Below are 11,131 nucleotides of genomic sequence, written 5' to 3' on the forward strand. Positions count from 1 at the left end.
GAACCATATGGCAAGCCCCGGCAAATCGGCGAAGGTGCCATCGGGGCCCCCTCTCGCTGCCGAAGCCGTAGCCGATCTGGCCCACCCGAGTCCAGCGGGGGCCTGCCCCGGAGGCGGGCGGCGGGGCCCTTCAGCCCGCCCGACGGGTCAGCCGGCGTGATAGAGGCTGGCGAAGAGCCTCGGGTCGAGGCTTTCGGCCGCGAAGGTCGGCCCCTCCGTCAGCACCGACACCGCATCATGGGAATGCAGCGATTCCTGATGGCTCGCCACCACGCGGAAGTCGCCGACGCGCGGATCGGCCTGCAGCGCCTGGCAGAAGCTGCGCGCCGCATCCTCGACGAAGATCGGGTTGGCGGCGTTCAGCTCGGCGAAGGCCTGCTCGTCCTCGCGCTTGACCATGACCTGCGTCTCGGTCGGCACCGCGGACCGGGCCAGTTCGATCAGATCCTCGAACCAGAGGCACTTGCCGGGCCGCACCTCGACCGAGATCCGCGCCACCGACCGCTGCGAATGCGGCGTGGCGAGTTGGCCCCGCTCGCGACGCGCGTGCTCGCTCAGCTCCAGCGAACAGGGGCAGGTCGAGGAATAGACGAAGTCGAGATGCATGATCTTCTTGCGCACCCCGCCCCGGTCCACCAGTTCCAGCGCGATGTCGTAATACTGCCAGCCCACGAGCCCCGAGCGCAGCGACGGCACCTTCACCGGGAAGGAAAAGCGCATCTGGATGCGGGCGTCAAAGCTCTCGAGGTCGCGCTTGTAGTCTTCCAGCGCGCGCTCGATCACCTCGAAGCTGAAGCCCTGCTCGGCGTGGGCATAGAAGGACCGCATGATGCGGCTCATGTTGATGCCCTTCTTCTCGGCCTCGAGGCTCACCGTGCCGGTGACCGAGGTCTCGAGCGTCAGGTCGCCGTTGTCGCGCGTGTGGTAGCGGATCGGCAGGCGGAAGTTCGAGATGCCGACGTGCTGGATCACCGCCTTCGCGCCGACGATCAGGCTGGCGGGACCGTTCTGCAGGTCGGGCAGCGAGGCCTTGTAGGCCTCGTCCACGGTGAAGTTGCGCGGGTAGGAGCGGCTGAGATCGGGATAGACCAGGGCCGGCACGTCGGGCGCAAGACCGGCCACGTCGGAGACCGGCGTGTGCTTCGCCCAGCGGCGGAGGACGGCCAGAGCCTCCTCGGCCTCCTCGCGGCTTGGCAGGCGATCGGCCACGGGCGTCAGGATGTTCATCTCGCTTCCCCTCATCACAGCGGGTCGGACCCTATATAGAGGGTGCCGCCCCTTTCCCCAACAGTCGATCCGATACGGGTCAGGCGAAGGTTCAGATCACGTCGAGCGCCTGTTTCAGGTCGGCAATCAGATCGTCCGCATCCTCGAGCCCCACCGACAGCCGCACGAGGCCCGGCGTGATGCCGAGATGGGCCTTCTGCGCGTCCGACAGCCGCTGGTGGGTGGTGGTAGCGGGATGGGTCGCGATCGAGCGCGCGTCGCCGAGGTTGTTCGAGATCTTGATGATCTTCAGCGCATCGAGGAAGCGGAAGGCCGCCTCCTTGCCCGCGGCCAGATCGAGCGCGATCATCGTGCCGGGGCGGTCCATCTGCGCCTGCGCCATCTCATGCTGCGGGTGGCTCTTCAGCGAGGGATGGATCACGCGCACGAGCCGCGCATCGCCCTCGAGCGCCCGGGCGATCTTCTCGGCGCTGTCGGCCATCGCCCGGCAGCGCAGATCCAGCGTCGCCATGCCGTTCAGCATCAGCCAGGCGTTGAAGGGGCTCATCGAGCCGCCCGTGTGTTTCATGAACGGCTCGAGCACCTTGCGGATGAACTGCTGCGAGGCGCAGACCACGCCGCCGAGCGCGCGCCCCTGCCCGTCGATATGCTTGGTGGCCGAATAGATCACCACATCCGCACCCTGCCGGACGGCGGTCGAGAAGACGGGGGTGGTGAAGACATTGTCCACGATCACCAGCGCGCCCACCGCATGGGCGATCGCGGCGATGGCGCCGATATCGGCCACCTCGAGCGTCGGGTTCGAGACCGACTCGAAGAACACGGCCTTGGTGCCCGGCCGAACCGCCGCGCGCCACTGGTCAAGGTCGGTGCCATCGACGAAGGTCACCTCGACGCCGAACCGGCCCAGCACTTCCTCGAGGATGTAGATGCACGAGCCGAAGAGCGCGCGCGCCGCCACCAGATGATCGCCCGCCCGCACGATCGAGGTCAGGACGCCGTGGATCGCCGCCATCCCCGAGGCGGTGGCAAAGGCATCCTCGGTGCCCTCGACAGCCGCGATGCGCTCTTCGAACATGCGGGTGGTGGGGTTGCCGTAGCGGGCGTAGATGAACTCGTCCTCGCCGGTCTCGACGAAGCGGGCCTCGGCCTGCCCGGCCGTGTCATAGACGAAGCCCTGCGTGAGAAAGATCGCCTCGGCCATCTCGCCATACTGGCTCCGCCGGCTGCCCCCGTGGACGAGCTGCGTCCGTGTCTTCCAGTCCTTCGTCATGGCCGATCGTCCTTCGCGATACCAAAAAGCCCCCATGCCGGAGAGCACGGGGGCTGTGCGCCCTCGCCTCTTTAGCGGCTTCTTTAACGTGGCCCGCAATCCGGCAACAAAGCACCACGAGGCACGGCCTTACGCCTGTCGCAGGGCAAGGTCAATCGACCGGATGTGCGGGGCGGGCGGCAGGCTCAGTCGACCTGCGTCGCCAGCCATTCCAGAACCGCCGGGCGCACCGTCTCGGCCCCCGAGGCGCGGGACATCTCGATCACCTTGCGCGCCTCGATCAGGTCCACCCGGCGCAAGAGCGCCTTGACCGGGCCGATCGAGGCCGGGCGCATCGAGAGCGTGCGGATGCCCATCGCGGCAAAGCACAGCGCCTCGACGGGGCGCCCCGCATCCTCGCCGCAGAACGAGAGCGGGGTTCCCGCATCGGCGCAGCGGTTCACGATATGCTCGATGAAGCTCAGGAAGCTCACGTTGAGAACGTCGTAGCGCCGGCGCACCCGCTCGTTCTCGCGGTCGGCGGCGAAGAAGAACTGCCGCAGGTCGTTGCCGCCGATCGAGATGAAGTCCGTCGTCTCGAAGAAGGCGCGGGGCGCGTAGGCCAGGCTCGGCGTCTCCAGCATCGTGCCGACCGAGATGTTGACCGGCACCGGATGGCCGAGGCTCCGCTCGCGGTGCAGCTCGCGCAGCAGGTGGCTGCGCGCCATCATGAACTCGTGATGCTCCGACACGAAGGGGAACATGATGCAGAGGTCGCGCCCGGCCGAGGCCCGGATCAGCGCCTGAAGCTGCATCCTGAGCACGCCCGGCTTGTCGAGCCCCACCCGGATCGCGCGCCAGCCCATCGCGGGGTTGGGCTCATCCTGCGGCTTGAGATAGGGCAGCACCTTGTCCGAGCCGATGTCGAGCGTGCGGAACACCACCCGGTGCCCGCGCGCGGCATCCATGACACGGGCGTAAAGCCGGGCCAGCTCGTCGCGCTTGGGCATCTGGTTGCGGATCAGGAACTGCAACTCGGTGCGGAAGAGGCCCACGCCCTCCGCGCCCGAACTGTCCAGGCTGGGCAGGTCGGCCATCAGGCCCGCGTTCATCATCAGCCCCGTGACGGTGCCGCATTTCGACTGCGCCGGGAGGTTGCGCAGCGAGGCATACCGCTCCTGCGCCTTGGCCTGCATCGCCATCTTGTCCCGGAAGGCCGCCGCGACCGCAACCTCGGGACGCAGATGGACGAGGCCGTTGTCGCCGTCCACCATGATGTGATCCCCGTTCAGGGCCTCGGTCGTGATCCGGTCGGCGTGGATCACCAGCGGGATCGCCAGCGCCCGCGCCACGATCGCGGCGTGCGAGCCGACGGACCCTTCCTCGAGCACGATGCCCCGGAGTTGCCGGCCGTATTCCAGCAGCTCGGCCGGGCCGATGTTGCGCGCGACGAGCACCGGATTCTCGGGCATCTCGGCGCCCGTGTCGCGCCCCTGCCCGGTCAGGATGCGCAGCAGCCGGTGCGACAGGTCATCCAGATCGTGCAGCCGGTCGCGCAGATAGGCGTCGGGCACCTGTTCCAGCCGGGCGCGGGCGGCGGATTGCTCCTTCTGCACCGCGGCCTCGGCCGAGAGGCCGGCCATGATGTCCTCTTCCATCCGCCGCAGCCAGCCGCGGGAATGGGCAAAGAGGCGGTAGGCCTCGAGCACCTGCCGCTGGTCCTTGTCGAGCACCGAGGCCGAGAGCAGATCGTCCACCGAGACGCGCAGCTGCGCCACCGCCGCCCGGATGCGCTCGATCTCGTGGGCGGGATCGTCGGCCACCGGGTTCGTCACCACCACGCGCGCCTCGTGCAGCCAGACATGGCCCTCGGCCGCGCCCTCCTGCCCGGTCGATCCGCGCACCAGCACGGGACGGATGTGCTTGGCCGAAAGCGCCTCGCCCTCGCCGATGAACACCCCCAGTTCCGCCATCTCGGCCAGCACCATGGCCACCACCTCAAGGGCATAGACCTCGTCGTCGGTGTAAAGCCGCGCCTCGCGTGACTGCACCACCAGCACGCCCAGCTTTTCGCCAACGCGCTGGATCGGGACGCCGAGGAAGGCGGAATAGATCTCCTCGCCCGTCTCGGGCATGAAGCGGAAACCCCGCTCGGAGGGCGCGTTGCCGGTGTTGATGGGCGCCGCCGTCCGCGCCACCCGCCCGACGAGCCCCTCGCCCAGCTTCAGGCGCGTCTTGTGAACCGCCTCGGGCTTCAGACCCTGCGAGGCGCAGAGTTCGAGCGTCTCGGGGTCACGGAAGAGGTAGATCGAGCAGACCTCGGTCTGCATCGAGTCCGCAATCAGGGACGTGATGCGGTCAAGCCGGTCCTGCCCCTTGGCGGACAGGGCCAGACTGTCACGCAACCGCCTGAGAAGCTTGCGGCTTTCGCTTTCGCTGCGTTCAGGCATGACCCCCCGGCGCCAATGCCGGCCTCAGTTGGCCGTCTCCAATGCGAAGGCATCATGGAGTGCCTGCACCGCGAGTTCCATATATTTCCGGTCGATCAGCACCGAAATCTTGATCTCGGAGGTTGCGATGACCTTGATGTTCACACCGTCGGCGGCGAGCGCCTGGAACATGGTCGAGGCCACGCCCGCATGGCTGCGCATCCCGATGCCCACGACCGAGACCTTGGCCACCTCGGTATCGACCACCAGCTCGTCATAGACGATGCTGCCCGCGGCCTTGGCGTCCTCGAGCGCCTTGCGCGCGCGGGCCACCTGGTTGATCGGGCAGGAGAAGGTCATGTCCGTGACCGAGCCCGGATGGCTGCCGTAGTCCTTTTCCGAGATGTTCTGGACGATCATGTCCACGTTCACCCCGGCCTCGGCCAGCGGGCCGAAGATCGCCGCGGCGACGCCGGGGCGGTCCTCGACGGTGACGAGGGTCATTTTCGCTTCGTCGCGCGAATAGGCGACGCCAGAGACGACTTTCGATTCCATGATATCCTCCTCGTCGCAGACCAGGGTTCCCGAGGTCTCGTCGGTGTCCTCGAACGAGGACAGCACCCGCAGCTTCACCTTGTAGCGCATCGCCAGCTCGACCGAGCGGGTCTGGAGCACCTTGGCCCCGAGCGAGGCCAGCTCGAGCATCTCTTCGTAGGCGATCTTTTCCAGCTTGCGCGCCTTCGACGCGATGCGCGGGTCGGTCGTATAGACCCCGTCCACGTCCGTATAGATGTCGCAGCGTTCCGCGGCGAAGGCCGCCGCGAAGGCCACGGCCGTCGTGTCCGAGCCGCCGCGGCCGAGCGTGGTGATCCGGCCCTCGGGGCTCACGCCCTGGAAGCCCGCCACCACGGCAACCTTGAACCCTTCGGCGAATTTCGCGTCGAGGTTCTCGCGCGGGATCTCGAGGAAGCGGGCGGCCGAATGCTGCGAGGTAGTCTTGATCGGCACCTGCCAGCCCTGCCAGCTGCGCGCGGGCACGTCCATCTCCTGCAGGGTCAGCGCCATGAGGCCCGCGGTCACGTTCTCGCCCGAAGACACGACCGCATCATATTCGCGCGCGTCGAACAGCGGCGAGGTCTGCTCGACCCAGCCCACCAGCTCGTTGGTCTTGCCCGACATGGCCGAGACGATCACGATCACGTCGTAACCGCGCTCGACCTCGCGCTTGACCTTCTCGGCCGCATTCTTGATGCGCGCGAGATCGGCAACAGAGGTGCCGCCGAATTTCATGACTAGAAGCGGCATGGTCTAACCCCCGCAGCCGGACCCCGGAATCCGGCGCTTCTTATGCGGGGGCGGACGGAAGGGCAAGGGCTTCCGGCGTCGCGAGACGCGCGCCGGGGCCCGGCCGGATCAGAGCGCGCGCCAACCGATGTCGCGGCGGCAGAAACCCTCCGGCCAGTCGATCGCATCAACCATCGCATAGGCCGCCTCCCGCGCCTCGGCCAGCGTGCCGCCGCGCGCGGTGGCGGCCAGAACCCGCCCTCCGACCGCCGTGATCCGGCCATCCCGCGCCGCCGTGCCGGCATGAAACACCACCTGACGGCTCGTCTCGGGCAGCGCCTCGAGGCCGCGGATTTCCGAGCCCTTTTCGTAGCTGCCCGGATAGCCCCGCGCCGCGAGCACCACGGTAAGCGCGTGATCCTCGGCCCAGTTGACCCGCATCTCGTCAAGCCGCCCCTCGGCGCAGGCCAGAAGCAGGTCGAGCGCCTGCGCCCCCAGCCGCAGCATCAGCACCTGGCACTCCGGGTCGCCGAAGCGGACGTTGTATTCCACCAGCCGCGCGCGGCCCTGCTCGATCATCAGCCCGGCGTAGAGGACGCCGCTGTAGGGGGCGCCGCGGCGGGCCATCTCGGCGATGGTGGGCTTGATGATCTCGTCCAGCGCCTGCCACTGGATCGCGGGCGTGAGCACCGGCGCGGGCGAATAGGCGCCCATGCCGCCGGTGTTCGGCCCCTCGTCGCCGTCGAAGGCGCGCTTGTGGTCCTGCGCGGTGCCGATCGGCAGGACGGTGCGCCCGTCAGTGAGGACGAAGAAGCTGGCCTCCTCGCCCGCCATGAACTCCTCGATCACCACCTCGGCGCCCGCCGCGCCCAAACTGCCTGCGAACATGTCGTCGATGGCGGCGACGGCCTCGGCCTCGGTCATGGCCACCACCACGCCCTTGCCCGCGGCCAGCCCATCGGCCTTGACGACGATCGGCGCGCCCGAGGCCCGCACATGGGCCCGCGCCGCCTCCGCCTCGGTGAAGCGCGCATAGGCGGCGGTGGGTGCGCCGCAGGCGTCGCAGATCTCCTTGGTGAAGCCCTTCGACGCCTCGAGCCGGGCAGCGGCCTGCGAGGGGCCGAAGGTCAGGATGCCCGCGGCCCGCGTCGCATCGGCCACACCCGCGGCCAGCGGCGCCTCGGGCCCCACCACGACGAAATCGACCGAATTCGCCTCGCAGAAGGCGACCACGGCCGCGCCATCGAGGATATCGAGGTCGGAACATTCGGCGATCCGTGCAATCCCGGCGTTGCCCGGCGCCACGATCAGCCGGTCGCACTTGGGGTTCTGCTTGATCGCCCAGGCCAGCGCATGCTCGCGCCCGCCGCCGCCGAGAATGAGGATGTTCATGCGCGCTCCTTGTCCAACCTGCCGCTTCCTACTGCCTGCGGCCGCCCCGGACAAGGATCGCACGGCCGCTTGCCTGCCCTGCCCCGCTGGGGCAGAAAGACCCCATGTCCGATCTCTTCGAAGACCCCGCCCCCGCCCGCAACACGCCGGAATACACCGTCTCGGAGCTGTCGGGCGCCGTGAAGCGCGTGATCGAGGGCGAGTTCGGCCTTGTCCGCGTGCGCGGCGAGATCGGGCGCGTGTCGCGCCCCGCGTCGGGGCACCTCTATTTCGACCTCAAGGACGATCGCTCCGTGATCGCGGCGATCTGCTGGAAAGGTCAGGCGGGGCGGCTCTCGGTCCGGCCCGAGGAAGGGATGGAGGTCGTGGCCACGGGGCGCATGACCACCTTCCCCGGCCAGTCGAAATACCAGATCATCGTCGAGGACATGGCCCCCGCGGGTGCCGGCGCGCTGATGGCGATGCTGGAAAAGCGCCGCGCGGCGCTCGCGGCCGAGGGGCTGTTCGACGCCGCCCGCAAGCGCCCGCTGCCCTTCCTGCCGCGGGTAATCGGCGTCGTGACCTCGCCCTCGGGCGCGGTGATCCGCGACATCCTGCACCGGCTGCGCGACCGCTTCCCGAGCCATGTGCTGGTCTGGCCGGTGGCGGTGCAGGGCGAGAAATGCGCCCCCGAAGTGGCGGCCGCCATCCGCGGCTTCAACGCCCTTCCCGAGGGCGGGCCGATCCCGCGCCCCGACCTGCTGATCGTGGCGCGCGGCGGCGGCAGTCTCGAGGATCTGTGGGGCTTCAACGAAGAGATCGTCGTCCGCGCCGCCGCCGAGAGCCGGATCCCGCTGATCTCGGCCGTGGGCCACGAGACCGACACCACCCTGATCGACCACGCCGCCGACCGCCGCGCCCCCACGCCCACCGCCGCGGCCGAGATGGCCGTGCCCGTGCGGCTTGAACTTCTGGCCGGCCTCGACGGACAGGGCGCGCGGCTCTCGCGGTGCGCGGCCGAGACGATCCGGCGCCGCGACCAGCGGCTGCGGGATCTCTCGCGCGCGCTGCCGCGGCTGGACAGCCTCGTTGCCGGCCCGAGCCAGCGGTTCGACCTCTGGTCCGCGCGGCTTGCGGGTGCGCTCGGGCAGAGCGTCGCGGCCCGCCGCGCCCGGCTCGAGCCGCTGGGCGCCCATCTGCGGCCCCGGTTGCTGGCCGATCTGGTGGCGCGGCAGAAGGACCGGCTCGCCGACCGCGGCCGCGGCCTCGAGACCTGCCTCGGCCGCCGCAGCGAGCGTGCGCGGGACCGGTTCGAGGCCCTCTCGGGCCGCCTCGCCCCCGCCTTCGCGCGTCTGGTGGCCGAAAGCGAGCGCACGAACCGGCGCGATGCGGCGGCTCTCGCGGCACTGGCCGCCCGTCTGGAGGCCGCCCCCGAGGCGCGGCTCGGGCGGCTGGCCGATCGGCTCGAGGCGCTCGACCGGCTGCGCCAGACGCTGGGCTACCGCGAGACCCTCCGGCGCGGCTATGCGGTGGTGCGCGCGGACGGCGAGGTGGTGACCACGAAAACCGCCGCCGAGCGGGCGGCCAGCCTCGAGATCGAGTTCCAGGACGGCCGTCTCACGCTCGGCGCGCGCAAGCCCCGCAAGGGCAAGGCCGAACCGCCCGCACAGGGGAGCCTGCTCTGAGCTCCGCGCGCCTCAGACGCCCACGTCGGGGCCCGCACAGACCAGCGGCGCCGGCGTCTGGGCCACCTCCGACAGCTCCGTTCCCGCCGGATCGCCCTCGAACTGCGCCCTGAGGCCCGCGGCATCGCGGTAAAAGGTCCAGCATTGCGGCGTGGAATCGTGCTCGTACACGAAGCAGATCTGGCCCGCGTCCTCGTACCATTCCCCGCGGGCGCATTCCTGCCCGCGAAAGGCCCAGACGACGCGGCGGCCGGGCAGATACTGCTCGGCCCCGTAGATCTGCCCGCCCACGGCGTAAGAGAGGGTCTTGCCGACCGAATAGGCCTCGAACTCCTCGGCGCTGATCGGCTCGCCCGCCTGCGCGGCCCCGGCGAGGGCCAGCGCCATGGCGCAAAGGATGATCCTGTGCATGAGTCCCTCCGGCAGTTCGGCGGGCGGGATCGCCCGCGCCAGACTGCCAGAGGCGCGCCCCCTTGGCCAGTCACGCCTGCGCCAACGCCCGGCGACGCTGCGGCGGCCTTCCCCCTTCCCTCGCGCCGCCTGAGCGACTAGGTGTCAGATGCCGCAGGAAGGGGAGGCGGAAGCCCATGTCGTTCTTCAAGAAGATGCGCGAGAAGATGTTCCGCTCCTCGGACCGGCTGTCGGACGAGCTGGACGCGCTGGTCGAGGAGGGCGCCTCGACCGAACCCGCCGAAACGGGACCCGAGATGGACGAGGCGCCCCTGATCCTCGACCGGCCGGTCGCGCCCGCACCGCGCCCGGCCGAGCCTCCGGCCACCGTCGCCCCCGAGCCCGAGCCCGCGCCTGCGCGCGCCCCCGCACCGCCGCCGCCCGCCCCCCTGCCCGATCGAGATCGCCGTGCGCCCGAACCGCCCCCCGAGGACGGCGGGCGCGACCGCGAACCCGAACCCGAACGCCGCCCCGGCTTCTTCGGCCGCATGTTCGGCCAGACGGAAGAGCCGCGCCGGATCCTCGACGACGCCATGCTCGAGAGCCTCGAGGAGGTGCTGATCCAGGCCGACATGGGCGTCGAGACCGCGCTCCGCGTCACCGCCAACATCGCCGAGGGCCGCTATGGCCGCCGCGTCTCGTCGCGCGAGATCAAGGAGGCGCTGGCCTCCGAGATCGCCCGCATCCTCGAACCCGTGGCCCGCCCGATGCCGCTCTATCCCTCGCGCCCGCAGGTGGTGCTGGTGGTGGGGGTGAACGGGTCGGGCAAGACCACGACGATCGGCAAGCTCGCCTCCCAGTTCCGCGCCGCCGGAAAGTCCGTCGTGATCGCGGCCGGAGACACGTTCCGCGCCGCCGCCGTCGAGCAGCTTCAGGTCTGGGGCCGCCGCGCCGGCGTGCCGGTCCTGACGGCGCCCGAGGGCTCGGACCCGGCCTCGCTCGCCTTCGATGCCATGACAAAGGCCCAGGCCGAGGGGGCCGATCTTCTGATGATCGACACGGCCGGCCGGCTTCAGAACCGCACGGACCTCATGGAAGAGCTGTCCAAGATCGTGCGGGTGATCCGCAAGAAGGACCCAGACGCGCCGCACAACACGCTGCTCGTGCTGGACGCCACCACCGGGCAGAACGCGCTGAGCCAGGTCGAGATCTTCCGCAAGCTTGCCGATGTCTCGGGCCTCGTGATGACCAAGCTCGACGGCACCGCCAAGGGCGGGGTGCTCGTGGCCCTGGCCGATCGCTTCGGCCTGCCGATCCATGCGATCGGCGTGGGCGAGCAGATCGACGATCTCGCCCCCTTCGACCCCGACGAGTTCGCCCGCGCCCTGATGGGCCTCGACGACTGACCGACCGCGCCCCTCCCCGGACGCGACCCCCGCCTTTCACTCCGGAAAAATATCCTCGGGGGGTCCGGGGGGCAGACAGCCCCCCGG

The 11,131-nt window shown here is 69.9% G+C and carries 8 protein-coding genes and 1 riboswitch; of the genes, 2 read left to right on the forward strand and 6 right to left on the reverse strand.

Annotated elements, in window-relative coordinates:
• Positions 1-147: 147 nt before the first annotated feature.
• The 5 genes from folE2 to purD all read right to left on the reverse strand — a co-directional run bounded on the left by folE2 (position 148) and on the right by purD (position 7,584).
• Complete coding sequence (gene folE2, locus FG154_RS06765; protein ID WP_145105738.1) at positions 148-1,227, reverse strand: GTP cyclohydrolase FolE2; 1,080 nt, start codon at positions 1,225-1,227, stop codon at positions 148-150.
• 91 nt (positions 1,228-1,318) lie between these two features.
• Positions 1,319-2,500, reverse strand: a complete 1,182-nt coding sequence (gene metZ / locus FG154_RS06770) for an O-succinylhomoserine sulfhydrylase (RefSeq protein ID WP_145105741.1) — start codon at positions 2,498-2,500, stop codon at positions 1,319-1,321.
• A gap of 50 nt (positions 2,501-2,550) precedes the next feature.
• Positions 2,551-2,628, reverse strand: a riboswitch (SAM riboswitch).
• A gap of 57 nt (positions 2,629-2,685) precedes the next feature.
• Complete coding sequence (gene ptsP, locus FG154_RS06775) at positions 2,686-4,929, reverse strand: phosphoenolpyruvate--protein phosphotransferase (RefSeq protein ID WP_145105744.1); 2,244 nt, start codon at positions 4,927-4,929, stop codon at positions 2,686-2,688.
• A 24-nt stretch (positions 4,930-4,953) separates the two neighbouring features.
• A complete protein-coding gene (locus FG154_RS06780; protein ID WP_145105747.1) occupies positions 4,954-6,213 on the reverse strand; it encodes an aspartate kinase in 1,260 nt (419 codons plus the stop codon).
• A 108-nt stretch (positions 6,214-6,321) separates the two neighbouring features.
• A complete protein-coding gene (gene purD / locus FG154_RS06785; RefSeq protein WP_145105751.1) occupies positions 6,322-7,584 on the reverse strand; it encodes a phosphoribosylamine--glycine ligase in 1,263 nt (420 codons plus the stop codon).
• Between the two features lie 104 nt (positions 7,585-7,688).
• Here purD and xseA point away from each other — a divergent pair, with 104 nt between their 5' ends.
• A complete protein-coding gene (xseA, locus tag FG154_RS06790; RefSeq protein WP_145105753.1) occupies positions 7,689-9,248 on the forward strand; it encodes an exodeoxyribonuclease VII large subunit in 1,560 nt (519 codons plus the stop codon).
• A gap of 12 nt (positions 9,249-9,260) precedes the next feature.
• Here the strand turns inward: xseA and FG154_RS06795 are convergent, their stop codons facing one another.
• Complete coding sequence (locus FG154_RS06795; RefSeq protein WP_145105756.1) at positions 9,261-9,659, reverse strand: hypothetical protein; 399 nt, start codon at positions 9,657-9,659, stop codon at positions 9,261-9,263.
• A 176-nt stretch (positions 9,660-9,835) separates the two neighbouring features.
• Here FG154_RS06795 and ftsY point away from each other — a divergent pair, with 176 nt between their 5' ends.
• Positions 9,836-11,044, forward strand: coding sequence for a signal recognition particle-docking protein FtsY (gene ftsY / locus FG154_RS06800; RefSeq protein ID WP_145105759.1), 1,209 nt, complete (start codon positions 9,836-9,838; stop codon positions 11,042-11,044).
• Positions 11,045-11,131 lie beyond the last annotated feature (87 nt).

This window comes from Cereibacter sediminicola, from assembly GCF_007668225.1.
Taxonomy (GTDB): domain Bacteria; phylum Pseudomonadota; class Alphaproteobacteria; order Rhodobacterales; family Rhodobacteraceae; genus Cereibacter_A; species Cereibacter_A azotoformans.